The sequence below is a fragment of the Hoyosella altamirensis genome (assembly GCF_014191505.1).
GTDB classification, from domain to species: domain Bacteria; phylum Actinomycetota; class Actinomycetes; order Mycobacteriales; family Mycobacteriaceae; genus Hoyosella; species Hoyosella altamirensis.
This window is the reverse complement of sequence record NZ_JACHWS010000001.1, coordinates 172297-195337: the sequence shown is the minus strand read 5'-3', so window position 1 is coordinate 195337 and position 23041 is coordinate 172297. Positions and strand designations below refer to the sequence as shown.

24 protein-coding genes are annotated in these 23041 nt (G+C 62.1%); 15 read left to right on the top strand and 9 right to left on the bottom strand.

What is annotated here, in order from left to right:
- Window positions 1-70 precede the first annotated feature (70 nt).
- The 5 genes from FHU29_RS00950 to FHU29_RS00930 all read left to right on the top strand — a co-directional run bounded on the left by FHU29_RS00950 (window position 71) and on the right by FHU29_RS00930 (window position 4771).
- A complete protein-coding gene (locus tag FHU29_RS00950; RefSeq protein WP_083962358.1) occupies window positions 71-1510 on the top strand; it encodes a threonine/serine exporter family protein in 1440 nt (479 codons plus the stop codon).
- A gap of 314 nt (window positions 1511-1824) precedes the next feature.
- Window positions 1825-2775, top strand: a complete 951-nt coding sequence (locus tag FHU29_RS00945) for an alpha/beta fold hydrolase (protein WP_064440742.1) — start codon at window positions 1825-1827, stop codon at window positions 2773-2775.
- A gap of 50 nt (window positions 2776-2825) precedes the next feature.
- Window positions 2826-3290 (top strand): very short patch repair endonuclease, encoded by a 465-nt coding sequence (locus FHU29_RS00940; RefSeq protein ID WP_064440741.1) that lies wholly within the window; start codon window positions 2826-2828, stop codon window positions 3288-3290.
- Between the two features lie 38 nt (window positions 3291-3328).
- Entirely contained in the window at window positions 3329-3694 is a 366-nt protein-coding gene (locus FHU29_RS00935) for a hypothetical protein (protein ID WP_064440740.1), read from the top strand.
- Between the two features lie 15 nt (window positions 3695-3709).
- Window positions 3710-4771: a PQQ-dependent sugar dehydrogenase gene (locus FHU29_RS00930; protein ID WP_064440787.1), complete on the top strand. Its 1062-nt coding sequence runs from the start codon at window positions 3710-3712 to the stop codon at window positions 4769-4771.
- Here FHU29_RS00930 and FHU29_RS00925 read toward each other — a convergent pair.
- The 3 genes from FHU29_RS00925 to FHU29_RS00915 form a co-directional block, all read right to left on the bottom strand.
- Window positions 4768-5358, bottom strand: coding sequence for a hypothetical protein (locus FHU29_RS00925; RefSeq protein WP_157095162.1), 591 nt, complete (start codon window positions 5356-5358; stop codon window positions 4768-4770). The two genes, FHU29_RS00930 and FHU29_RS00925, sit on opposite strands and share 4 nt — an antisense overlap.
- Before the next feature lie 27 nt (window positions 5359-5385).
- Entirely contained in the window at window positions 5386-6465 is a 1080-nt protein-coding gene (locus tag FHU29_RS00920; RefSeq protein ID WP_064440738.1) for a class I SAM-dependent methyltransferase, read from the bottom strand.
- Window positions 6466-6551: 86 nt separating this feature from the next.
- Window positions 6552-8183, bottom strand: a complete 1632-nt coding sequence (locus FHU29_RS00915) for a glycoside hydrolase family 13 protein (protein WP_064440786.1) — start codon at window positions 8181-8183, stop codon at window positions 6552-6554.
- A gap of 133 nt (window positions 8184-8316) precedes the next feature.
- Between FHU29_RS00915 and FHU29_RS00910 the strand changes: the two genes are divergently transcribed.
- Window positions 8317-9378, top strand: a complete 1062-nt coding sequence (locus tag FHU29_RS00910) for a LacI family DNA-binding transcriptional regulator (protein WP_064440737.1) — start codon at window positions 8317-8319, stop codon at window positions 9376-9378.
- 77 nt (window positions 9379-9455) lie between these two features.
- Here FHU29_RS00910 and FHU29_RS00905 read toward each other — a convergent pair whose 3' ends face one another.
- Window positions 9456-10637 carry an ROK family transcriptional regulator gene (locus FHU29_RS00905; RefSeq protein ID WP_064440736.1) on the bottom strand — a complete coding sequence of 394 codons (1182 nt, stop codon included), beginning with the start codon at window positions 10635-10637 and terminating at the stop codon, window positions 9456-9458.
- Between the two features lie 231 nt (window positions 10638-10868).
- On the opposite strand from FHU29_RS00905, the gene zwf reads away from it, so the two are divergent.
- From zwf to eda, 4 genes are read left to right on the top strand one after another with little or no spacing between them, the layout of a single operon-like run.
- Complete coding sequence (gene zwf, locus FHU29_RS00900; protein WP_064440735.1) at window positions 10869-12344, top strand: glucose-6-phosphate dehydrogenase; 1476 nt, start codon at window positions 10869-10871, stop codon at window positions 12342-12344.
- A complete protein-coding gene (gene edd / locus FHU29_RS00895) occupies window positions 12341-14194 on the top strand; it encodes a phosphogluconate dehydratase (RefSeq protein ID WP_064440734.1) in 1854 nt (617 codons plus the stop codon). The genes zwf and edd overlap by 4 nt, the downstream gene beginning before the upstream one ends.
- On the top strand, window positions 14191-15210 hold the full coding sequence (gene glk / locus FHU29_RS00890; protein ID WP_064440733.1) for a glucokinase: 1020 nt from the start codon (window positions 14191-14193) through the stop codon (window positions 15208-15210). The genes edd and glk overlap by 4 nt, the downstream gene beginning before the upstream one ends.
- Window positions 15207-15872: a bifunctional 4-hydroxy-2-oxoglutarate aldolase/2-dehydro-3-deoxy-phosphogluconate aldolase gene (gene eda, locus FHU29_RS00885; RefSeq protein ID WP_064440732.1), complete on the top strand. Its 666-nt coding sequence runs from the start codon at window positions 15207-15209 to the stop codon at window positions 15870-15872. Before glk ends, eda begins: the two co-directional genes overlap by 4 nt.
- Before the next feature lie 71 nt (window positions 15873-15943).
- On the opposite strand, the gene FHU29_RS00880 is transcribed toward eda, so the two are convergent.
- A complete protein-coding gene (locus tag FHU29_RS00880; RefSeq protein WP_064440731.1) occupies window positions 15944-16495 on the bottom strand; it encodes a MarR family winged helix-turn-helix transcriptional regulator in 552 nt (183 codons plus the stop codon).
- A 113-nt stretch (window positions 16496-16608) separates the two neighbouring features.
- Here FHU29_RS00880 and FHU29_RS00875 point away from each other — a divergent pair, with 113 nt between their 5' ends.
- Complete coding sequence (locus FHU29_RS00875; protein ID WP_064440730.1) at window positions 16609-17520, top strand: EamA family transporter; 912 nt, start codon at window positions 16609-16611, stop codon at window positions 17518-17520.
- Window positions 17521-17532: 12 nt separating this feature from the next.
- Window positions 17533-18213: a helix-turn-helix transcriptional regulator gene (locus tag FHU29_RS23565; protein WP_064440729.1), complete on the top strand. Its 681-nt coding sequence runs from the start codon at window positions 17533-17535 to the stop codon at window positions 18211-18213.
- On the opposite strand, the gene FHU29_RS00865 is transcribed toward FHU29_RS23565, so the two are convergent.
- From FHU29_RS00865 to FHU29_RS00855, 3 genes are read right to left on the bottom strand one after another with little or no spacing between them, the layout of a single operon-like run.
- Window positions 18194-18601 carry a VOC family protein gene (locus tag FHU29_RS00865; RefSeq protein WP_064440728.1) on the bottom strand — a complete coding sequence of 136 codons (408 nt, stop codon included), beginning with the start codon at window positions 18599-18601 and terminating at the stop codon, window positions 18194-18196. The two genes, FHU29_RS23565 and FHU29_RS00865, sit on opposite strands and share 20 nt — an antisense overlap.
- A gap of 49 nt (window positions 18602-18650) precedes the next feature.
- Window positions 18651-19082 (bottom strand): nitroreductase/quinone reductase family protein, encoded by a 432-nt coding sequence (locus tag FHU29_RS00860; RefSeq protein ID WP_064440727.1) that lies wholly within the window; start codon window positions 19080-19082, stop codon window positions 18651-18653.
- 4 nt (window positions 19083-19086) lie between these two features.
- Window positions 19087-19446 carry a winged helix-turn-helix transcriptional regulator gene (locus FHU29_RS00855; RefSeq protein ID WP_183377436.1) on the bottom strand — a complete coding sequence of 120 codons (360 nt, stop codon included), beginning with the start codon at window positions 19444-19446 and terminating at the stop codon, window positions 19087-19089.
- 119 nt (window positions 19447-19565) lie between these two features.
- Between FHU29_RS00855 and FHU29_RS00850 the strand changes: the two genes are divergently transcribed.
- The gene (locus FHU29_RS00850; protein ID WP_064440726.1) at window positions 19566-20378 is read left to right on the top strand and encodes an NAD(P)H-dependent oxidoreductase; all 813 of its coding nucleotides are present in this window, start codon (window positions 19566-19568) and stop codon (window positions 20376-20378) included.
- On the opposite strand, the gene FHU29_RS00845 is transcribed toward FHU29_RS00850, so the two are convergent.
- A complete protein-coding gene (locus tag FHU29_RS00845; protein WP_064440725.1) occupies window positions 20372-20593 on the bottom strand; it encodes a hypothetical protein in 222 nt (73 codons plus the stop codon). The genes FHU29_RS00850 and FHU29_RS00845 overlap by 7 nt on opposite strands.
- Before the next feature lie 266 nt (window positions 20594-20859).
- Between FHU29_RS00845 and FHU29_RS00840 the strand changes: the two genes are divergently transcribed.
- Window positions 20860-21300 carry an SPW repeat protein gene (locus tag FHU29_RS00840; RefSeq protein WP_064440784.1) on the top strand — a complete coding sequence of 147 codons (441 nt, stop codon included), beginning with the start codon at window positions 20860-20862 and terminating at the stop codon, window positions 21298-21300.
- Window positions 21301-21426: 126 nt separating this feature from the next.
- Window positions 21427-22872, top strand: a complete 1446-nt coding sequence (locus FHU29_RS00835; RefSeq protein ID WP_064440724.1) for a GNAT family N-acetyltransferase — start codon at window positions 21427-21429, stop codon at window positions 22870-22872.
- Window positions 22873-23041 lie beyond the last annotated feature (169 nt).

Genomic DNA, 23041 nt, shown 5'->3' with positions numbered 1-23041 from the left:
ACTCGCCATCATGGATGGAGTCGGTCATCGAAATCGCGGTGCGCCGGATACTAGAGGGAGGGTCATCAGCATGAGTGGATGGTCGCAGCGCCTGATGACGGCGCTTTTTGGGCCACCCAGCGCGCAACCCGCAACCATCGACACTGCTGCTATTCCCGCGATCCTTCCGCTGCGGCCAATCGACCTCAGCGACGACAGCGCGGTGACCGAGACCCTTGACCTCGCCGTGCGCGTAGGAGCGGTGCTACTCGATGCGGGTACCGGCGCGATCGATACCCAGACCCAAATTCAATTCGTCGCCTCCACCTACGGCCTCGAACAGTGTGAGGTAGACGTCACATACAACTCGATCGTCATCACGGCGCATCGGGGCGCCTCCCTACCGCCTGCGACCACGATGCGCGTCGTCCACCATCGATCGCTGGACTTCACGCGGCTCTCGGCGGTCGATCAGCTAATTCGGCGGATGCGCCACCGCGCGCTGACACCGGCTCAGGCGCATCGCATTCTCGACACCATCGTTTCAGCCCCGCACCCTTACCCGCGCTGGGTGGCGACATCGGGGTGGGCAGGGCTCGCAGCATCGGTCGCCGTACTGCTCGGCGCCGGCCCAGTAACCGCGCTGGTTGCCTTTCTGACGACGATCACTATCTACCGCACGAACCTTGCGCTGAACCAGCTCGGGCTGCCGCTCTTCTACCAGCAGGTGGTTGGCGGAATCATCGCGACGATTCCCGCGCCGATCATGTATCAGCTCAGTGGACCTTTGGGGATCACCGTGCACCCCTCCCAAATCGTCGCTACCGGAATCGTCGTCCTTCTCGCTGGCTTGTCGCTGGTCGGCTCTGTTCAGGACGCCATTACGGGTGCACCGATTACCGCGTCAGCGCGGCTGCTGGAAGTCGTGATGATGACCGCGGGAATCATTACCGGCGTCACGATGACCTTGCAAATCAGCCAGCAGCTCGGAATAGATCTGCCGATGATCGGAACAACGCTCGTCCAGGGCTTCACACGAATGCCTGTTCAGATCCTCGCGGGCGCCGTCGCCGCGATGTGTTTCGCGCTCGCAAGTTACGCCGAGCGCAGGGCTCTCACGGCCGCAGCGCTCGGCGGTGCAGCGGGCATGGCCACGTTCCTCACCACGGTGAACGCTGAGGCCGGAACCGTCGCGGCGGCAGGAACCGCGGCGATCCTCGTAGGGTTCGCCGGTGGCCTGGTCGCACGTCGCGCGCTCGTTCCCCCACTTGTGGTGGCTGTCGCCGGCATCACCCCGCTGCTACCCGGCCTCGCGATTTACCGCGGGCTGTATGGGCTCGTTGCCGACGATCGATTCGAAGGCATCGCGAACCTTGCCAATGCCATGGCGATTGGTGTTGCGCTCGCCGCGGGTGTCGTCCTCGGTGAGTGGATGGCGCGGACTTTGCGTCGCCCGCAGATACCGTTCCGCCCCGACGTCGTTTCTACCCGGTTCCTACCGCGCCCATGGGCGCGCCCACGCAGACGCTGATCTGTTAACTCGCGCGCCCTAAAGTGGTGCCGTCCGCCCGCCTCATAGCGACAACCACCATGGACATCGACCAGTTGTCGCTGCAAGGTGGGCCTGCGTTCCCCGCATTCACCACAACCCGATAATGACAACGAATATTGTCACAGTAGATGTTGTTCTATAGTATCGAGGAATTGTCGGCCCAACGATGCCCGATAAGTGGTCCGAGAGAACCGCGCAACAGCGACGGCAAGTTCGTCCGTGATGGACGTCGAGGGGTCTTGCCGAAGCCGCTGCGGAGGTTGGGCCACCTGAGAGCTACGGAGAAGACCTCTATGATCAGCACTGTGGACGTTCAACGCCGAACTGTCACCAATGGTGACGTTTCCCTTGCGGTCTTCGAAACCGGGAATCCGGACGGTGAGCCCATTGTCCTCGTGCATGGCTGGCCAGACACGCACGACCTGTGGCAGTACGTGGTTCCGCAGCTTTCCGAACGCTTCCGCGTTATCTCTTACGACACCCGTGGCGCCGGTGAAAGCACGGTTCCCGCTCGCGTGTCCGACTACGAACTCGCTGCGCTCGCCACGGACTTCCGCGCCGTGATCGATGCCGTGAGCCCGGACGCTCCGGTCCACGTCCTTGCACACGACTGGGGCGGTGTGGAGGTGTGGGAAGCGCTCGCAACGGAGAACGCCGCGAGCCGCGTCGCCTCGTTCACCGTGACGTCCGGACCCAACCTCGACATTCTCATGCATTGGGTGCGAGACCGGTTCAGACGGCCGACCTTCAGCAACCTCGCGGGCCCGCTAGAGCAAGGCCTCGCCTCCTACTACACCTACCTTTTCCAGCTACCGTGGCTGCCAGAAGCGGTACTGCGCCGCGTCATGGCCGGTAACTGGGCCCGCTTCCTCGGCCTCTTTGACGGCCTGGACCCGGCCCGGGTTAAGCCGGCCGCGACAATTGCCGAGGACATGGCGAACGGAGTCAACCGTTACCGCGCCAATATTGCGCGGCGACTGCTTCGTTCACAGCCGAAGCCAACAACGGTGCCAGTCCAAGTAGTCATCAACGCGCGGGACCGCGCGGTGCGGCCCAGCGGGTACGACGACTACGGGAAGTTCGCGTCACAGCTGTGGCGTCGCACGATCGATTCCGGTCACTGGTCCCCCATCTCGAACCCAGACGACCTTGTCCGGGCAACAGTCGAGTTCATCGACATGCTCGGTGGAGCAGAAGCATCCGCAGAACTCGCAGAAGGACGTGTCAGCTACTCGGGTGAGTGACGCGATCGCCGGGGTTCGCCGGACGACCGCCCGGATGGCAGTGTGGGCCTATGGACCCTGTGAACGGACTGATAGCGCCCACTCCAGGCAGGTCGCGGAACATGGCGGCGATCAAGCGAGCCGGAACGCAACCGGAACGGCTCGTGCGTTCGGCGTTGCACAGAATGGGATACCGCTTCCGCAAGGACCTTCCCATCCGTACAGGCGGCATGCTGATCAGACCGGACATCGTCTTCACGAAAGCACACGTCGCCGTTTTCATCGACGGTTGCTTCTGGCACTGCTGCCCGGACCATGGCACAAAGCCACGGACCAACTCCGCATACTGGAGCCCGAAGCTCGCGCGGAACGCCGACCGCGATCGTCGGCAGAAGCAGGCACTTGAAAGCGCCGGCTGGACCGTACTCCGAGTATGGGAGCACGCCTCGGTCGAAGAAGCATGTGCTTCAGTAGTGTCAGCGCTTCGCTGCGAGGGAACACGGACCATTCCGGCACCATCGGGCGAAAGATCGTGACAGGGTTGAAGTACCGGTGTCTTCAGAGAGGTGTAAGCATGGACGCAAGCCAGGAGACGGCCCTGGATGACGTGATCGCTAGTACAGAAAAGAAGGCGGACGACGCGTCGTCGCCGGTGGCGAAACGCCTTGGCAAGGCGGCGCTTGTCGGGCTAACAGTCGCCCGGGGTCCGGTCGGGATTGGCCTTCTTGCAGCCCAGCGACTGCGGTCAGGGCGCAAAGCGGCAGCGACATCGAAGAAGCAGCGTTCCAAAAAGGTCAAGGTAATGCGCGGCACGATCTGGGTGACAAGCGCGCTCGGACTGGCTGGGCTTGCCGCGTACATGGCGAAACACTGGGACGAACTGTCCGAGGGTGGACCAGAGTCTCCCCAGATCGGTCTCAGCTACGACACACAAACGTAAAAGCTCTCAGTGTCGATGCGCGTAATCCGCTGGGCTGCGGCAGCGGTGTTCGCAGCAATTCTGGCCGGTTGCGCGCAAGACCCTTCGCCCTCGAGGTCCGTTCCGGTTGACGAGAACGCTACCGCGGTCTCCGCGTTGGCGGTAGAGCTACAGGTCCCCTGGGATGTCGCATTCCTGCCCGACGGCGATGCGCTGGTGACTGAACGCGACAGTGGACGTGTGCTTCTCATCGGTGACGCGGGTACTACCACCGAGGTAGTTCAGATCGACGACGTCGACAATCGGGGTGAAGGTGGCCTCATGGGAATTGCCGTTTCCCCCGAGTTCGCCGACACCGCACACGTTTTCGTGTACTACACGACAGACGCGGACAACCGCATCGTTCGTTACACGTTCAGCGAGGGCGCTCTCACGGATCCGCAGCCGACCCTGGCGGGGATTCCGTCGGGCACCATCCACAACGGAGGAGCGCTTACATTCGGCCCTGATGGCTACCTGTATGCCGCGACGGGAGATGCTGGGCAACAAGCATTTTCGCAGAATCTGAACTCGCTCGGCGGAAAGATTCTGCGACTCACCACAGACGGGCGACCGGCACCCGGCAACCCTTTCCCCGAGTCGGCGGTCCTCAGTTACGGTCACCGAAACATTCAGGGTCTCGCGTTCGACTCCCGTGATCAGTTGTGGGCGTCAGAATTCGGAGCTTTTAGCTGGGATGAACTCAACCTGATCGTCCCCGGGGGAAACTACGGCTGGCCTGAGATCGAAGGCATAGGTGGCGAGGACCGCTTCATCGACCCCGTCGAAGTGTGGCGGCCAGCCGAGGCTTCCCCGGCGGGCCTGGCCATCATCGATGATGTCTTGTACATGGCTGCCCTGCGCGGCAATCGACTGTGGGAAATCCCGATTAACAACGGCGCGACGGGTGAACCCCGCGCGTCGCTCGGGGGTTACGGGCGCCTACGGGCGGCTGTCGCTGCTCCCGATGGCAGCTTGTGGGTTACGACCAGCAACCGCGACGGCCGTGGCCGCGCTGCTCCTGAGGACGATCAGATCCTGCGAGTCAACTTCGACTAGTACTCCGCCGCATCGATCATCGGCCCGAGGTCCACGTCGCGCGCTTTCTGGATATGTGGTTTGTTCACTTCCTCCTTGATGTACTTCGCGACGAATCGCTTCACCTCCGATTCCATGCCCGACACGATTTGGAGGACGCTGGAGGCGAGACCCTCCGCGCGGATCTCTACCGCGACGTCGCTCTTATCTGGTGGCTCAACTTCGATCACGGCGCGCAACGGTTTCGCGGCGCGCGCCGTCAGTTTCAGATCGACAGCGACATCGGCCCGAAAGCGGTGCACCGTGCCGGTCAACCGGACAACGAATTTCAGATCGACCGGGATATGCAGGTTGAAGCGGAGCGGTTCTTCGTCGGACACTCGCGTGACGGTGGGGTCATTGACGATTCCGTGCGCAGTGACCTTCGCGATACGCCCAGGACCAGCACCGATCGGCCCGAATTCGATCGGCGCTCCAGTGATGCCGGAAACGGCCGACAGTATTCGCTTCTTCGAGATGGCGCGGTGGAAGAACGCCAGGCCGAAATCTGCGTAGGTGAAGTATTCAGTCTTGGGCGCACCACGCTGCGCATCATGGTCAGCACTCACATTGTCGAACATACTCCGCGCGTTCGGTCACGACTGTACGAGTCGGTAGAACCGGAAGAAGTCATTCTCGATGTCGTAGATCTCTATTCCACTGAACCCCGCCTGACGTGCGTACTTGTCCAGCGTGGCCGGACGCATGACGGTTCCCGTACCAACCGAATGCTCATGGGAAAGTCCGTCAGGAAGACAGCACAGCAGACTGTAGCCGTACATCAACTGCTCGACTTCGTCTCCAGGCGCGGTGAACTCGTGCGCCACGCGCTCGTCCATGACCAGTACTGTCCCGTCTGGACGCACAAGGCGCCGCATCTCCCGCAGCACTGCGACTGGGTCGGACATGTCGTGGATGCATTCGAACGCGCATACGAGGTCGTACTGGGCGCTGCGGTCAGGGCCTGGCATCGTCGCGGAGAACGACACCCTGTCCGAGACTCCGTAGGACTCCGCGACGGCACGGGCTTTCACTATCGACGCAATATCGGTGTCAATGCCGTCGACAGTGGCATCCGGGTAGGCTTGCGCGATCCCAATGGAGGACCATCCGTACCCGCACCCGATGTCGGCGACGGTCCCGCCTGCACGGAGCGCCTGCTCGATGCTGGGAATCGACGGTAAATACTCCTTACCCAATGGGCCGAGGAAGAGGGGCCTATTCGCGGCCGCCTGGCCCTCACGTGCGTCCGTTCCGAACTGTTCCCAGCTCACACCAGTTCCAGTGCGGTAGGCGTGGACCAGGTCTTCGAGTCGCTGACTGGTGGCTGCGAAAAGCTGGCTGAAGGGCGCGATGTAGTTCAGCGAACCTTCACACGCGAGTACCTCCGCGTGCTCCGGCGGAAGCGTGAATCGGCGTTCCTCTTGGTCCGCGCTGACGTCGTCAACGTGGAGGTAACCGCAAACCGCCTGGTGTTCTAGCCACTCCCTCGCGTAGCGGGGCGCCGTCTCGGTGCGGCGAGCCAGCTCTGCGGCGGTGAGCGATCCACCGTCACTCAGTGCTGTGTAGTAGCCAAGTTGCATTCCAAGGTAGATGGCTTGCGTCTCCGCGGCTCCGAGCACCGAGCGGAACACTCGTTCCGTAAACGCCTCAGTTACCGCTGCTGAAGTTGTCATGAATGTGGCCTCCGTGTAAGTCGGTGCGAAGCGCGGGTGATGTACCCGCTCACCATCTACACGGAGGCCACGTTCATTCGGTTCACTTAGATTTGGACCCACGCCGTCGCGTTCGGCGGCAGCCCCCCGTTTGTCGGCGCGCTCGCCACAACAACCGTGCCCTGCGGAAGCGGTACCGCTTCAGAGCTGAAGTTCGTGATGCTGTGCCACCCGCCAGGGCGAGTGAAGTGCAGCACGGCCGGTTGGTCTGTCGCCACCCATTCGAGAGATTCGTCTGTCTGCATTTTGTGCCGCGCTTCGAGCGCGGACCGGTAGAGAGCAAGCGTGGAGTTCGGGTCCTCTTCCTGGACCGACACGGCCGCATCCGCGAACCACTCCGGCTGGGGAAGATGCGCATGTCCGGGTCCGAAACCGTAGGACGGGCCGTCGGGTGTCCAGGGCAGCGGCACGCGGCATCCGTCGCGGCCCTTCTCGATGCCGCGGTTACGGAAGAACGCAGGGTCCTGCATGACCTCTTCGGGAAGGTCGCCGACTTCATGGAGGCCGAGTTCCTCGCCCTGGTACATGTAGGTCGACCCGGGTAGTGCGAGCAGAAGCAACGCTGCCGCGCGAGCCCGGCGCACACCGAGTTCACGGTCGAGTTCAGGTTCCTGACCGTCGGTCATGAGCCACGACTTACCGTTCTTCGTTTCACTGTCCTGCGGTAGCCCATACCTGGTGGCGTGGCGCACCACATCATGGTTCGACAGGACCCACGTTGACGATGCGCCAGACTCGGCGGACAGCTTCAAGTTGTCGTCAATGACGTCCCGAAACTCTTCTGCGTCCCACGCTGCTTCAAGCAGATCGAAGTTGAATGCCTGACCGAGTCCCTCGGCACTGGCATAGCGCGGGCGTCGCGGCCTAGGCACCCACGCTTCCGCGACTGCGGTTCGCGGCGGATCATACTCGTTGAAAACCTTGCGCCATTCGGCATAGATCTCGTGGACCTCGTCGCGGTCCCAGAACGGATGTGTGCCGTCTAGCGGAAGGTGTTCGTGCATCAGATGACGGAGTTCGTCCCACGTCGGCAGCGGCTCGGATAGGTCCTTCGTAAGCGCGTGGGCCACGTCGATACGGAAGCCGTCAACGCCGCGATCGGACCAGAAACGGAGAGTCTTGATGAAGTCCTCACGCACTTCGGGATTATCCCAGTTCAAGTCTGGCTGCTCGGGTGCGAACAAGTGGAGGTACCACTGCCCGTCGGGTGTCTGGTGCCACGCGGGCCCGCCGAAAACCGACTGCCAATCCGTGGGCGGCAGGGATCCGTCCGGCCCTTCCCCATCGCGGAAGATGTAGCGATCGCGCGCGGCCGAGCCCGCAGGCGCCTGCAATGCTTCCTGGAACCACTCGTGCTGGTCAGAGGTGTGATTGGGGACAATGTCGACAATGATCTTGATTCCAGCACTGTGGAGCGCCGCGACCATCTCATCGAAGTCCTCTAGGGAACCGAGACGCGGATCGACATTGCGATAGTCCGCGACGTCGTATCCGCCGTCTGCCAGTTCGGACGGATAAAACGGGCTCAGCCACACCGCATCGACACCCAGATTCTTCAGGTAGGACACCCTTGATGTGATGCCCTTGATGTCGCCCAGGCCGTCGCCGTCCGCGTCAGCGAAACTACGGGGGTAGATCTGATATACGGCGGCTTGACGCCACCAATTGGGATCGGTCATAGCGGGGTCGGACACCTGTCCTCCTGATCAAGGATTGCATGGTTGGATGAAGCATAGCTAAATCGAGTTAGCTCGAGTATCTTTCTCATGTCGGATCACTGTCAACCCCTTCGCCGAAAGCTGTCGGAAAGACATGAACGCACCCCGTGTGACACTTGCGAACGTCGCCCTGAGAGCTGGGGTTTCGCGCTCCACTGCGTCGTTCGTCATGTCCGGGCGCGGGGCCGAAATGCGAATCTCAGAGGCAGCGCAACAAAAGGTCCTCAAAGCCGCCGCCGACCTCGGCTACCGTCCAAACCTCACCGCGCGCAGCCTCCGGACCAGCAAGACGCACACCATCGGTCTGATCTCGGACGCCATCGCCACTACTCCCTTCGCTGGTGAGGTCATTCATGGTGCGCTCGATGCGGCACTCGCGCACGGCCATCTGCTATTCGTCGCAGAAACCGCTGGTAACGAGGCAGTGGAAGCCGATCTGATCTCCGAAATGCTCGATCGGCAAGTAGACGGAATCGTTTACGCGACGATGTTCACGCGCTATCAGAAGGCGCCTGCGGTGCTGTCGAAGGTGCAATCGGTCCTCATCAACTGCCTGGATCCGACCTCCAGCTCCCCCCGAATAGTCCCGGACGAATACCAGGGAGGTCGCACTGCAGCGCGGGCTCTGGCCGATGCGGGCCACCTGAACGGCATATACGTCATCGGTGGGCGGCACGACATCCCCAAAACGCCTGGCGGCCTTTACGCAGGCGTAAATCGTATGCGCGGCGTGGAAGACGAACTACGGACGTACGGCGCCGGAGTCGTCCTGTCGTATGAATGCGAGTACGAACCCGCGTTTGGCTACAAGGCCACAACTGAACTTCTTAGCGACGGCCATCGGCCGCGGGCACTCATTTGCCTCAATGACCGCCTCGCTTTCGGCGCCTACCAGGCGCTCGGAGAGCGCGGTATGCGTGTGCCTGAGGATGTTTCTGTCGTGTCGTTCGATGCGTCAGACCTCGCTTCGTGGCTTCGGCCCAGCCTGACAAGTGTTGCCCTGCCCCACTACGAACTCGGAAAAATAGCCGTCACCACGCTGCTCGATGCGCCCGTCAGGAAGGGCGGCGAGAGCAAAGACGTTCTTGTCCCCATGCCGCTGCATGAGGGAGATTCAATAGCGCCGGTGACTCCAGTCGGCCAGATTCAGGAGTAACGGGACAGACGCATGCGTCATTTTCACTGAGGCTGTCCTGTTACTCGTGAGTTTGCCCGCCCCCGATTGCACCGAACCTACGCGGCGGCTAGCAGCGAATCGACCGCGCGCGGTGAGAAAATGTCGTCGAGGATCATCGTCGCGCATGCCGCCACGGAACCCTGACCGTGCAGATCGCTTGCCTCAATGCGCAGTTTCCGCGTGGCCATCGCGGTCGCGCGCTGATAGATGACTTCGCGCATTCCCGCGATCAGCGGCTCAGCCGCATACGCAAGGTCACCATCAACGAAGAGCAATTCTGGATTGAGAAGATTGATCAGACCTGCAGCGACCTCACCGATATGACGGCCTGCCTCGCGGATCATTCGCACCGCCGTCGGATCCCCCGCACGCGCGAGGTCCGCGATGTCCAGGGTGCGAGTCACCGGAAGCCCCGCAGCTGCCATTCTCGGTGCGAGCGCCCACCCGGCCGCGACTGCTTCGAGACAATCGATGCCTCCACATCTGCAGAGTGCCCCGCCACCATTGCTGACCTTGACGTGGCCGATTTCGCCCGCCGCGCCCACCGCACCGCGAATGAGTGAACCACGGCAGATCAGGCCGGCACCGATGCCCGTGGAGGCTTTGATGATGATGAGGTCGTCGACATCAGGGTGGCGGCGCCGCTGCTCGAGCGCCAAAGCGTTGACGTCGTTGTCGACAGTGATCGGCACCGGGAACTTGGCCGTGAAGTAATCCGGGAAGGGCACGTCACCCCACCCTTGCTGGACGGGCGGGCTCACGCTTCGGCCGGTGACAACGTCGATCGCACCAGGCACGCTCAGGCCAATTCCCCGTACGTTGTCTCGACTGAACCCGTTGTCAGCCAGCAGCCGTTCGAATCGGGCGACCGCTGCACCAAGAACCGCATCGGGACCGTCGGTGAGGTCCACCATGAGCTCAGCTTCCGCGAGGGGCTTCCCTCCGAGGTCGCATACCGCGACGATCGTGCGGCTGGCACCGAGCGCACCTGCGAGGACGACGCCGCCGTCCGCGTTGAGTTCTAGGCGCACCGGAGGGCGCCCGCCAGTTGAGCCCCCGTCCGCGCGCTCAACAACAAGGCCGCTGGCGAGCAGCTGATCAACCCTCGCAGTCACAGCGGTCCGGGAGTGCCCGGTGAGGCGGCCGATATCGCTGCGCGTCAGGGGGCCGCGTCTACGCAGAAGCGCCAGAATCTCCCCCGCGGTCGCGCCCGGCACTACGGACAGCAGCTCCTTCACCTCCTGCTCCCTTCGTCGTCACTACGTTAACCGTTTCCCGCTCAGTACCCGTATTGCGGTCGCCGATGGGCGGAACTGAGTTTCCGGCCTGCTTCGCGTCACTACGGGCGGTAGAGGCGTAAGCTTTCCTAGTAATGTACAAGAAATACATAAGTACTAGCCACATCATACCTAAGTCCTGTAACGTGATGTGCGCCCCCTCACAATCAGTGGCAATTGAGGAGCCCTAAAATGCTCACCACGCAACAGGTCGACACGTGCGACATCGTCGTATTCGGCGGCACCGGTGACCTGGCCATGCGCAAGCTCATCCCGTCGCTCTACCAGCGCGATCGCGATGGCCAGCTCACCAGCGACTCACGAATCATCGCCGTGTCCCGCGCGGGTCTTGACGGACCGGGATACCGGGACAAGGTTGCCGCTGAGCTGCCGCACTTCCTGCCGAAAGACACCTACGACCCCGAGACCGTCAACGCCTTCCTGACGCGGCTTCATCACGTCACCCTCGACGTCACGTCCGCGGAGCCATGGGTAGAGCTCGCCGATCTCCTTACCGCAGCAGAGGACCGCGTCCGCGTGTACTACCTCGCGAGCGCCCCAAAACTCTTCGGTGGCATTTGCCACCGGCTGCAAGACAACGGTCTGGTCAGCCCCCAGTCCCGCGTCGTTCTCGAAAAGCCCATCGGCACAGACCTCGCCTCGGCTCAGCAGATCAACGACGAGGTGGGTGCCGTTTTCTCGGAAGAGCAGATCTTCCGCATCGACCACTACCTGGGTAAGGAAACCGTCCAGAACCTGCTGGTTCTGAGGTTCGCGAACACCCTGCTCGAACCACTGTGGCGCTCGGCCGCAATCGACCACGTTCAGATCACCGTGAGCGAGACAGTCGGCGTGGGCAACCGCATCGGCTACTACGACGGTTCCGGCGCGCTTCGCGACATGGTGCAGAACCACATGCTGCAGCTCCTCTGCCTGGTCGCGATGGAGCCGCCGAACCACTACGACCGTGACTCTGTGCGCGACGAAAAGCTGAAGGTCCTGCAGGCGCTCAAGCCCCTGACTGGGCACAATGTTCACCGCAATACAGTGCGCGGGCAGTACGCCCCCGGCAGCATCGACGGCCAGTCCGTCCCCGGCTACTCCGAGGAACTCGAAGGGCAGCCCAGCAACACGGAGACCTATGTCGCCCTGAAAGCTGAGGTAAACAGCTGGCGCTGGGCGGGCGTGCCGTTCTATCTGCGCACCGGGAAACGCCTTGACCGTCGCGCCTCCGAAATCGTCGTGCAGTTCAAGTCGGTACCGCATTCGATCTTCCCCGCCATTGATGACGAGATGATCCCGCCGAACCGCCTAGTCATCCGCCTGCAGCCCGATGAAGCCGTCCGCCTGCACCTTGTCACCAAAGCTCCTGGTCCAGGTGGATTGCGGCTGCGCGAAGTACCTCTGAATCTGAGCTTCGCCGAAACCTTCGACGAGCGGCTGCCCGACGCGTACGAACGCCTGCTGATGGACGTCGTGCGTGGCAATCCCATGCTCTTCATGCGTCGTGACGAGGTGGAAGCGGCATGGGAGTGGGCGGAGCCCATCCTCACCGCCTGGCAAGAATCACAGCACCTGCCCAAGCGCTACGCCTCCGGCAGCCACGGCCCGGCTGCCGCAACCGCTCTGATCGAGCGGGACGGCCGTACCTGGAACGACGAGGAATGACCTTGACTGTTGACACCACCCCGATCAACAACACACCCATCAATCCGACAGTTACCGCTGTCACCGAACGCATCGCTGAGCGCAGCCGGGACACCCGGACCGCATACCTTGAGCGTATCCGCGCCGCCGCCTCACAAGGGCCTGCGCGCGGGAAGCTCGGGTGCACCAACCTCGCCCATGGTTTCGCCGCGGTTGAGCCAGTTGGCAAGGACCTGCTTCGGCGCAGCTTCAAGCCGAACATCGCCATCGTGTCCTCGTACAACGACATGCTGTCGGCACATAAGCCTTTCGAGTCGTACCCGCGGCGGATCAAAGAAGCAGTGATCGATGGTGGCGGCATCGCCCAGTTCGCCGGTGGCGTGCCTGCCATGTGCGACGGCGTCACTCAAGGACGCGCGGGCATGGAGTTGTCACTCTTCAGCCGCGACGTCATCGCAATGTCCGCTGCGATCGCGTTGTCACATGACATGTTCGATGGGGCGCTCATGCTCGGCGTCTGCGACAAGATCGTGCCCGGCCTCGTGATCGGAGCGCTCTCCTTCGGTCATCTGCCGACGATCTTCGTGCCCGCCGGACCAATGACGTCTGGCCTTCCGAACACAGAGAAAGCACGTGTGCGGCAGCTTTACGCGGAAGGCAAGGTCGGCCGCGAGGCGCTGCTCGAAGCCGAGGCTCAGTCGTACCACGGTGAAGGCACCTGCACGTTCTTCGGCACCGCCAACTCGAACCAGCTGCTGATGGAGGTCATGGGCCTGCACCTGCCTGGCGCAAGTTTCGTGAACCCGGGCACCCCGCTGCGCGACGCGCTGACCGAGGCGGCCGCGAAACGGGTTGTCAAACTCACCGCGGGGGGTGACGAGTTCACACCGATCGGCGAGGTCGTCGACGAGCGCGCCGTTGTCAATGGTGTGGTCGCCCTCCTCGCTACGGGCGGCTCGACCAATCACACGATGCATCTTGTCGCGATGGCCGCAGCTGCTGGGATCGATCTGCGCTGGGACGATTTCAGCGCATTATCCGATGTGGTTCCGCTGCTCTCCCGGATTTACCCCAACGGCAGCGCGGACGTGAATCATTTCCACGCCGCGGGCGGCATGCCGTACCTGATTGGTGAGTTGCTTGATGCAGGCCTGCTCCACGCGGACGTCAAGACTGTCGCCGGAGGGGGGCTTGAAGCGCGTTACCGCAGTGAGCCCACGCTGGAAGAGGGAACGCTGACATGGCGGGAGGGACCGCGGGACAGTCTCGACAAGCAGGTCCTTCGAAGTGCAGGTGACCCCTTCTCGCCTGACGGCGGTTTGCGAATGCTCACCGGCAACCTCGGCAAGAGCGTCATCAAGGTCTCGGCCGTCAAAGCAGAGCACCGGGTAGTCAAGGCGCCCGCTGTGGTGTTCGACGATCAAGACGATTTCCTCACGGCGTTCAAGGCGGGCGAACTTGAGAAAGACTTCATAGCAGTGATCCGGTTCCAGGGGCCGCAGGCAAACGGCATGCCGGAACTCCACAAGCTCACGCCAACGCTCGGCGTTCTGCAGGACCGTGGATTCGCGGTCGCGCTCGTCACCGACGGCCGGATGTCCGGAGCTTCGGGAAAGATCCCCGCAGCAATTCACGTCACACCTGAAGCTGCAGCGGGTGGCCCAATTGCACGAGTGCGCGACGGAGATGTTGTCGAACTCGATGCGGAAGCCGGCACGATCACCGTTCTCGCAGAAGATTTTGATCAGCGCTTGCCCGCCGAATTGGCCGACAGCACGACCTTCGGAACCGGGCGAGAACTCTTCGCCGCCCTTCGAGGTGCAGTGGGGACAGCTGATCGTGGAGCTAGTGTTTTTGGAGCAGCCCTATGACCTCGATCCCTTCCATCGAATCCCCCTGGCTCGTAGCCGATATCGGCGGTACCAACGCGCGGTTCGGTGTCGTCACTGAGCCCGGCGGACGTCCCCATCAGGTCAAAAGCCTTGTTGGGGCGGACTACCCGGACCTCGCCTCCGCAATCGAGGCGTACATGGCGACAACCAGCGGCGTAGGCCGCCCCACGGTGGGAGGCGTGGCAGTCGCGGGTCCCGTCAGCGGTGACCGCTTCCGGCTGACGAACGCATCCTGGGATTTCTCTGTCAACGCGACGAAACAAGCGCTGAGTTTTGGGCACCTCGGGCTAGTCAATGACTTCAGCGCGCTCGCTCTCGCGGTGCCGTATCTCGACCACAACGCGGTCGTCCCGCTCGGCGGCGGCGAACGCAACACGAACCTCCCCGTCGCTGTAATCGGACCCGGGACAGGTCTTGGTGTATCAGGCATCGTGCCGCATCAGGGCATGTGGATTCCCCTCGCCACCGAAGGCGGCCACGTCACCCTCCCGGTCGAGACGGACCTCGAGGCACAGATCGCCGCACTGCTCCGACGCCGGTTCGGCCGCGTCAGCGCTGAAACCGTGCTGTGCGGTGTTGGCCTGACCCGGCTGTATCACTGCATCGCGGCAATCAGGGGTGCTGAGTCGGTCATCATCTCGCCTGCGGACGTGTGTACACGCGGCAGATCGGGAGCAGACCCTATCTGTGTGGAGACACTCCAGGTATTCTGCGCAATGCTGGGAAACTTTGCTGGCAACGTCGCGCTCACCATGGGTGCGCGCGGCGGGGTACTGATCGGCGGCGGGATTCTCCCGAGAATGCGTGACGTTCTCCAGAACAGCGAGTTCCGTGCGCGATTTGAAAACAAAGCCCCCATGACGGGATACGTGTCCGCGATCTCCACCGAACTGATCATTGCGGACTCACCTGCACTACTTGGCGCAGCCCAGTGGATAACCCAGTGGCTGGCTCAGGAACTGACCCCCACCACCTCTGAAGGAGCCCTGGTATGACCGTGCCATCGACACCCACGATGCCCTCCCTGGGAACACCCCCCTCCGTGAGCTTGCTCGACATCTCCCCCGTCATCCCGGTGGTTGTCCTCAACCATCCGGACGAGGCGGTGCCGCTCTCGCGCGCCCTTATCGACGGCGGTATCGGAACGATTGAGGTGACACTCCGCTCGGAGGCTGCGCTACCAGGAATTGAGCGCATCGCAGCGGAGGTGCCTGAGATGCTCGTCGGTGCGGGCACCATTCTCAACCCGGCAGACGTCCGCAACGCCGTCAATGCAGGGTCCCAGTTCCTTGTCAGCCCCGGTAGCACATCTCGGCTGCTCGCCGCGATGAGTGACAGTGGTGTGCCGCACCTGCCGGGTGTCTCGACGCTGTCCGAGATGATGACGCTGCTCGACCGTGGCATCACGGAGATGAAGTTCTTCCCCGCTAAAGCCGCAGGCGGGCACGCTTATCTGAGTTCCGTGGCCGGGCCACTGCCTCAGGTTCGCTTCTGCCCGACCGGCGGAATCACGCCGCTCACCGCCCGTGACTACCTGGCTTTGCCGAATGTGGGTTGTGTCGGCGGTACGTGGCTGGCTCCGAAGAACGCCGTCGCGAATGGTGACTGGGCGAGGATCACCGAACTCGCAGCCCAGGCGTCGAGCATGGCGGGCTGAGAACCTGGCTTTTCCCGACTAGCCAGGAATCGGGTGCATGACGCAGTCGCGTCATGCACCCGAATTCTGTCTTAGGGCGAAAGCGTCGTGTCATCCCGTGCGATCAGAAACTTTCGCAGGATTGCGTCCAGTTGCACGCGTTCCACGGCGGTAAGCGCGCTGAACAGTGCTTCCTCATTTGCGACGTGTGCTGGCATGACCGCTTCCACTTTCCGGCGTCCCGTGTCTGTCAAACCGACGAGCATTGACCTGCGATCCGCGGGATCGGTACGGCGCTCGACGAAGCCGCGCGTGACTAGGCGATCGACTCGATTGGTGATTGCACCAGACGTAAGAAGCATCGCACGGATCAGCGCCTTTCCTGATAAGCCTCCAGGGTCTGCCGCTCTGTAGAGCGTCGCGAGAACGTCGAACTCCCACCACTCCAGATCGTATTTCGCGTGCAAAGCACGCACATGTTTACCGAAATGCTGGGCGGCGCGAGTCAGGCGTGCGCCAGTGCCCACGACGCTAAGGTCGCCGAAGTGGGTTTGTTCACGGCCATCGCGGTCGAGGCGCGCGCGCCACTGCCCCACCAGTTCGTCAATCGCATCCGTGGCATCCGTTGCATCGGTGTCTGACATGGCCCCTCAAGAAATTTGTGAAGGTATCTCAATATTGATCTAGTTGACATTAAGAGATTATCAGCGGACAGTTTGTCTCAATGTTGAGATAAATGAGAAAGTGTTCCACTGAGATGGCCACTGCGCGCGCAAGACCGGTCGCACCACCAAAGCACAGTCGTGCACGACCGACGGATATTCTGCTGACACTCATCGCCCCGGTCACCTGGGGTACGACCTACGTCGTCACGACTGAGCTGCTGCCACCAGATCGCCCCCTGCTCGCGTCGCTGCTCCGCGCACTGCCGGCGGGCGTGCTGCTCCTGGCGATCACCCGACAGCTGCCGCGCGGGGACTGGTGGTGGAAAGCCGCCGTACTGGGGACTCTCAACTTTGGCGCGTTCTTCCCTTTGTTGTTCTTCGCCGCGTACCGGCTTCCCGGCGGCGTTGCGGCGACGATTGCCGCCGTGCAGCCGCTCGTGGTCCTCGCGGTCGCTTACTTCGTACTCAGGGCCCGGCCATCAGGATGGGCGCTGGGTGCTGCACTAGCGGGAGTCGTTGGCGTCGGACTGCTGGTACTCACCGCTTCTGCGACGCTCGATCCCCTGGGCATCATCGCGCAGGTCACCGGAATCACCATGATGGGCACCGCCATCGTGCTTGCGAAGAGGTGGGGCCGGCCCGAGGGTACGTCCATGCTCTCGATAGCTGGCTGGCAGATGACGATCGGTGGGGTGATGCTCATTCCCGTGGCGCTGGTCTTCGAAGGCCTCCCACCGTCACTCAGCGGGGCGAACATGCTCGGGTACACCTATCTTACCCTTGTCGGCGGGGCTCTCGCCTACGTGTTCTGGTTCAGGGGTATCGAACGGCTTCCGTCAACGTCGGTTGTGTTCCTCGGATTGGCCAACCCGATGACCGCCACACTCGCGGGGCTCTTTCTTCTGGGACAGACGCTCACGTCATGGCAAACGCTCGGTTTCGTAATCGCACTCGCCGCGATGGTGACGTCACAGATCACGCCCCAGGCATCTCGCCGCACGTGAGATCCTGTAGGCGTGTATACAGAGCGCCGGTCGACCATTCGCCATGCGGTGGTGTGGTCGGCGTCATCACCCGAAAGTGAAGACCAGCTGGTGCTGCCAGACGGCTGTATGGACCTGCTCTGGCACGACGATCAATTGCTCCTTGCCGGACCAGATACCCACGCCTACGCCACCACCTGGACTGCCTCGGAGTGGGTTGGCATCCGTTTTGCCTGCGGCCGGGGACGGCTGGTCGCCGGAATACCGGCTGCTGAGCTCCGCGATACACGCATCGCGATCGACGCACTACTGCCCGCGGCCGAGGCCAGGCGACTCAGTGAACGGGTCGCCGAAGCCACCGACCCTGGAGTTGCGCTGGAAAAGATCACTGCGGAGCGACTCTCTGTCGCGCCACCCTCGGACGGGCTAGCGGAGCGCATGTACACCATGCTGCATCGGGGTTGGCCGGTCGCGGACGTAGCCCATCACACCGGTCTCAGTTCGCGCCAACTGCACCGGCGAAGTATCGATTGTTTTGGTTATGGACCGAAGACCCTTGGCCGAATCCTTCGGCTGAATCGCGCGCTGGACCTCGCCCGCGGCGGGATGCCGCCCAGCGTGGCCGCTGCAGAATCCGGCTACGCGGACCAAGCACACTTTGCGCGCGACACCCGCTCGCTGACCGGCCACACCGTCACGTCTCTGTTGAAATAGCGGGAAGCGGCGCGTAGAGATCTACGCTGTTGCCGTCAGGGTCGTTGATGACGGCATAGCGCTGCCCCCAGAATGCGTCCCAGGGCGCCATATGGCTCTTGTAGCCAGCGTCAACGAGATCCTGATAGGCGGAATCGACGTCGCTGGGGCTTGCACATTCGAACGCGAGACCTACCTGACCATGCCCGGGCGGCTCCCAGCCTGGGTCGAAAGTACGAATGGTGGCGATGTCATCCCACGCGAGACGAACGCCGCCCGCGAGTTCATACTCCACATGTGGCTGAGAGTCTGCATCTGCAGGGATGTCCAGGCCCAGTTGCCGATAGAACGCCAGGGACCGGCTCATGTCCGATACGACAAGGGCAATCACATTCAAACGCGGTTTCATGAACCCACCGTATGACCGCGTACGGGTTGCGTCTTGAATGTTTCGGACGTCAGTTTCGAACTAACGCGACAACCGGGATCGTGCGCGACGTCTTGGTCGTGTATTTATCGTAGTCGGGCCAGAACTCTGACATCGCACGCCAATTGCGCTCACGTTCTTCACCTTCCAGTAATTCCGGTGTGACTCGGAACTTGTCCTTACCCAGCTCGACCCAGCCCTCACCTCTATCCCGGAGATTCAGGTACCACGCCGGATGGGTGTCACTCCCGCCGAACGATGCGATGACGATCAGCCGGTCACCGTCTCGCCCGTAAAAGAGGGGCGTTGTCCGCTCTTTACCCGACTTGCGCCCAACCGTGGTGAGCAGGAGCTGCTCATTCCCCATGAACTTCGATGTTCCGCCCGACCTGCGGAAACGCCACGTTTCAACCTTGGCTCCCACGCGCATAACCAACTTGAAGATTCCACTGTGCTCGGTCATATGCTCAGCGTATCCGGCTCCGGCTCGGACTCTGGGCAGCTCGCTCCTGGTAGTTCGCTCCCCACTCGTCGAGCATCTGGACGAGCGGAACGAGAGTGCGGCCTAGCTCCGTCAGTGAGTACTCCACACGCGGGGGTACCTCCGCGTACACCTCGCGATGAACGACGCCATCCGCTTCGAGTTCCCGCAACTGCCGGGTGAGCATGCGCGCACTCACCCCGCCCACCACTCGAGACAACTCACCGAATCGCAGCGTCGCCGAGACCAGGTGTTTGACGATCGTCATCTTCCACGAACCTCCAAGGACAGCGATCGCCACCTCGACTGGGCAGACCTCCATTGCCTTCGCCACAGAATCCCGCATTGCTCTCACCTCATCAGTTACATAAATGTGAGTACTACACAAAAATGACCGTACTTGTGTCATTTGTTTATATACCTCCAGTATGAAGTGAGAAGCTTCATCAAGGAAGGTCAGACGCCATGCAAACCCATTGGATTCATGCTCACCCAGCTGCTGATTCACTCAACGCACGGCTCTTCAAAGCGGGCACCCAGCACCTCTGCGGCCTTGGGCACCACGTCATCACGTCCGACCTCTACGACATGAACTGGAACCCGATCTTCAGGCAGGACGACTTTGGCCGTGCCCGAGCGCAGGGCGGCACAGTCACCGAACAGTCACACCACGCGTTCCTCACCGGCGAAATCGCCGCCGATATTCGGGTCGAGCAGGAAAAACTCGCGGCAGCCGACTTGCTGATAATCCAATTTCCGCTCTGGTGGTACGGAATGCCCGCGATCCTCAAAGGCTGGTTCGACCGAGTCTTCGTCAAAGGCTTCGCATTCGGCGTGAAAGACCCAGCGACCGGGCGGACCCTGAAGTACGGCGAAGGCGGGCTCGCAGGAAAGCGCGCGCTCATCATCACCACCGCAGGTGACAGAGCGTCCTCCTTCGAGGCGCGCGGGATCAACGGCGATATCGAGTCCCTGCTTTTCCCGATCCTGCATGGCACATTTTGGTACACCGGGATGGCGCCGTTGCGGCCGCACCTGATACCCGCTGTCGACGCACCCGGGTGGGAAGGTGCCTCCGGTGTGGAGAGTGAACTGCTGACGCGACTTGCCGGGCTCCCGGACGAAGAACCGATTCCGTACCGCGCCATGCGCAGCGGCGACTATGACGCCGCGCGCAAACTAAAGCCTGAGATCCTGCCCGGGCAAACGGGCATCGGGGTGCATACGCGCACCGCGCCGCACCCCGCGCCGACAACTTCGCCCAACAGACCTCAGTAGTGGAAGAGGATATAAGGCGTATTCAGGAAGCCTATGCAATTCAGCCGCCACTGCCCCGCCATGAGGTGCTCGTGCATGCCCATCAGGCATTCAGCTTGAGTCGGGTACACATGAAATCCCACACCTGGGTGCGCCGAAGCGGTCGGTGCAGCCGCCAACGAGATCCCGGCTGCCATCAACACGGACGCGGCCAGCACCGTTGCCCTGCGTTTCATCGCTCCTCCTCGCACACGTACGAGCCAAGCCGGATGACCTCCACGTCGCGGACCATTCAGTAACGGCCTGACACCTCCATTAGACCTGGCGGGTGACGTAGCGCACAATCCCCTAGTTCCAGGGCCTGCCCGGCCCCTCCACGATTCGGCAAACGCCACAACTTTGGGCGTATCCTGAGGGCAGCATCATGGGGCTTTTGTCCGTTTTTCGGAGGAGCCGCAGCGATGCTTTCCGGTTGGGTTTCGTCACCATTGGAGGTGATGTGATGACAACGCACGGCGCACCGAACATCGAGTCGCATCCAGATATCACCGCTATGAGCGCGCGCTACGAACAGATGGCTGAGGCTCGGTCCGCGCAAATGACCGATTCACTGACTGTTCTGGCCGGCTTGTTTGTCGCGCTGTCCCCGTGGATCGTAGGGTTCCACGACGTATCAGTAGCACTCGCGATGAACAACCTGGTCGTAGGGCTGGTGATCGCTGCCCTCGGCGTCGGCTACGCGGCCGCATACGACCGAACGCACCGCCTAGGGTGGGTATGCCCGCTTCTCGGTCTCTGGACGATCGTTGCGGTATGGCTGGTCAGCGGCACCGTAGCCGCAACTGCCACGGTAATGACGAACGTCATCGCTGGCGCAGTAGTCGTTCTCCTCGGGTTTGCGGCGATGATGCCGTATCTGAGGATGCAGCGCGCGAGTAAGTGATACGGGAGTGCGGGGAACGCGACTGCTGCCTCCCCCGCACTCAGCTGAATCCGCAGAACGTCAAGTGTCGCGCTGATCAACCGAGTAGCTTCTCTGTCTATGGCGACAAACGGGTCATGACCGTCGATGAAGATTCACATCGATGGGTCTGACGGCTCACTCACCGCTGTTGGTGCGGCCGTTCGCGCGATGGTGACCACTGCGGGTCTGCGCGAGGACTACGCAACGCGTTTTCGCGTGGTCGTTGAAGAACTGGTGCGCGAAGCCCTGACACGTGAATTCGAAACCGCTCAGCCGGATGTCCAGGTCGCGGTGCTTGCGGACTCTGGGACCGTGACTGTGACCGTCACCGACCAGGGCCTGCCCATGACCGGTGCACAGGCGCGCGCGGCACCATCGCGCCGGCTAGCCGCCCTGGGGTTCGTTGACGAACTCCACATCGCAAGCCACGGGCACGAAGGAAATGTTGCCTCCTGCTCGATCCGTGTCGCGACCGCGAACACGCGTTACAGCGGACCAGTCCTCGACGATACGGCGCAACGAGTATCGGATGAGGAAGCGGAATCGATCGTCATCCGCCGCATGACACCGGCAGATGCAGAGGGGCTCGTCCAATGCATCTACCGCTGCTACGGCTACACGTACAAGGACACCACCCTCTATGAGCCCAGGCATATCACGCACTTACTGAAACGCGGTCTGATGCACTCTGTCGCCGCCGTGAGCCCCGACCGGGGAATCGTCGGCCACGCGGCGCTGTTCGTCCAGCGCGAAGGTGACCCGGTACCCGAGTCCGGAAAGCTCGTTGTTGACCCGCGCTACCGCGGCCGGCACTTAGCCGAACGAATGGCAGCGCTGCGTCTCAACATCGCCCGCGAAGAAGCCATACCCGGGGTGTGGGCCCAAGCAGTAACGAATCACCCTGGCAGCCAAAAGGAAGTTGTCCATCTCGGAGGCCTTGAGGTGGGACTGCTCATCGGCGCGTCCCCCGCCACGGTGACCATGGCTGAACTAGAAAACATCAATCAGGGACGCCGGACTCTCGTCGCGATGTACACGCCACTCCAGTCACGCGGACGTATTTTGTATCCTCCCCGTCAGCTTGTTGCGCTGCTCTCTGATCTCGCCACCGCAGCACAACTCGACCGCAACGTCGATAGCAGCTCGTCACTTCCGACTGGACGTGCTGGGCGCACGAAAGTTCGCGTAATGGCCGTCCCCAGCACTGCCACCGCCTATATTCGGGTCGCGCAGATCGGCGCGGACGCCGGCACTCGAATCGCGGAGGAACTGGACGGGCTCAACGCCTTTGATCTCGCGGTCACCTACCTTGACCTCCCGTTGACCGATGTCGCCGCTGGCGCGCTAGCGACAGAACTCGAGCGTCTGGGTTTCTGCTTCGCAGCGTGGCTTCCTGACTTCGCCCGCAGTGGTGACGTCCTTCGCCTGCAGCGCATCGGCAGCCACCCAGTTGACGTCGAACACGTTAATTGCGCACGCGAGGAGGGCCGGCGGGTATTCGATTTCGCTGTCTCGGAGTGGCGCCGTGTCCGCCGGGGCGGACTGGCATAAGTGCCGCCACGACGCATTTCCCTTCCAGAATGACGTCTCGGAATTGCATTTCACAGAATAGGGCGATTTACACATTCCGGCAGCTATATTAATTGCGATAATCTGTAACAAACTTTACTTGCAGGCAATCGCTCTATTCTTGTCCCGGGATACCCAAGTCTGGTACTAC

What these genes read in the sequence shown, in the direction of transcription:
- FHU29_RS00950 (WP_083962358.1), top strand. Translation starts at nt 71, where the DNA reads ATGAGTGGATGGTCGCAGCGCCTGATGACGGCGCTTTTTGGGCCACCC.
- FHU29_RS00945 (WP_064440742.1), top strand. Translation starts at nt 1,825, where the DNA reads ATGATCAGCACTGTGGACGTTCAACGCCGAACTGTCACCAATGGTGAC.
- FHU29_RS00940 (WP_064440741.1), top strand. Translation starts at nt 2,826, where the DNA reads ATGGACCCTGTGAACGGACTGATAGCGCCCACTCCAGGCAGGTCGCGG.
- FHU29_RS00935 (WP_064440740.1), top strand. Translation starts at nt 3,329, where the DNA reads ATGGACGCAAGCCAGGAGACGGCCCTGGATGACGTGATCGCTAGTACA.
- FHU29_RS00930 (WP_064440787.1), top strand. Translation starts at nt 3,710, where the DNA reads ATGCGCGTAATCCGCTGGGCTGCGGCAGCGGTGTTCGCAGCAATTCTG.
- FHU29_RS00920 (WP_064440738.1), bottom strand. Translation starts at nt 6,465, where the DNA reads ATGACAACTTCAGCAGCGGTAACTGAGGCGTTTACGGAACGAGTGTTC.
- FHU29_RS00915 (WP_064440786.1), bottom strand. Translation starts at nt 8,183, where the DNA reads ATGACCGATCCCAATTGGTGGCGTCAAGCCGCCGTATATCAGATCTAC.
- FHU29_RS00910 (WP_064440737.1), top strand. Translation starts at nt 8,317, where the DNA reads ATGAACGCACCCCGTGTGACACTTGCGAACGTCGCCCTGAGAGCTGGG.
- zwf (WP_064440735.1), top strand. Translation starts at nt 10,869, where the DNA reads ATGCTCACCACGCAACAGGTCGACACGTGCGACATCGTCGTATTCGGC.
- edd (WP_064440734.1), top strand. Translation starts at nt 12,341, where the DNA reads ATGACCTTGACTGTTGACACCACCCCGATCAACAACACACCCATCAAT.
- glk (WP_064440733.1), top strand. Translation starts at nt 14,191, where the DNA reads ATGACCTCGATCCCTTCCATCGAATCCCCCTGGCTCGTAGCCGATATC.
- eda (WP_064440732.1), top strand. Translation starts at nt 15,207, where the DNA reads ATGACCGTGCCATCGACACCCACGATGCCCTCCCTGGGAACACCCCCC.
- FHU29_RS00880 (WP_064440731.1), bottom strand. Translation starts at nt 16,495, where the DNA reads ATGTCAGACACCGATGCAACGGATGCCACGGATGCGATTGACGAACTG.
- FHU29_RS00875 (WP_064440730.1), top strand. Translation starts at nt 16,609, where the DNA reads ATGGCCACTGCGCGCGCAAGACCGGTCGCACCACCAAAGCACAGTCGT.
- FHU29_RS00865 (WP_064440728.1), bottom strand. Translation starts at nt 18,601, where the DNA reads ATGAAACCGCGTTTGAATGTGATTGCCCTTGTCGTATCGGACATGAGC.
- FHU29_RS00860 (WP_064440727.1), bottom strand. Translation starts at nt 19,082, where the DNA reads ATGACCGAGCACAGTGGAATCTTCAAGTTGGTTATGCGCGTGGGAGCC.
- FHU29_RS00855 (WP_183377436.1), bottom strand. Translation starts at nt 19,446, where the DNA reads ATGCGGGATTCTGTGGCGAAGGCAATGGAGGTCTGCCCAGTCGAGGTG.
- FHU29_RS00850 (WP_064440726.1), top strand. Translation starts at nt 19,566, where the DNA reads ATGCAAACCCATTGGATTCATGCTCACCCAGCTGCTGATTCACTCAAC.
- FHU29_RS00845 (WP_064440725.1), bottom strand. Translation starts at nt 20,593, where the DNA reads ATGAAACGCAGGGCAACGGTGCTGGCCGCGTCCGTGTTGATGGCAGCC.
- FHU29_RS00840 (WP_064440784.1), top strand. Translation starts at nt 20,860, where the DNA reads ATGACAACGCACGGCGCACCGAACATCGAGTCGCATCCAGATATCACC.
- FHU29_RS00835 (WP_064440724.1), top strand. Translation starts at nt 21,427, where the DNA reads ATGAAGATTCACATCGATGGGTCTGACGGCTCACTCACCGCTGTTGGT.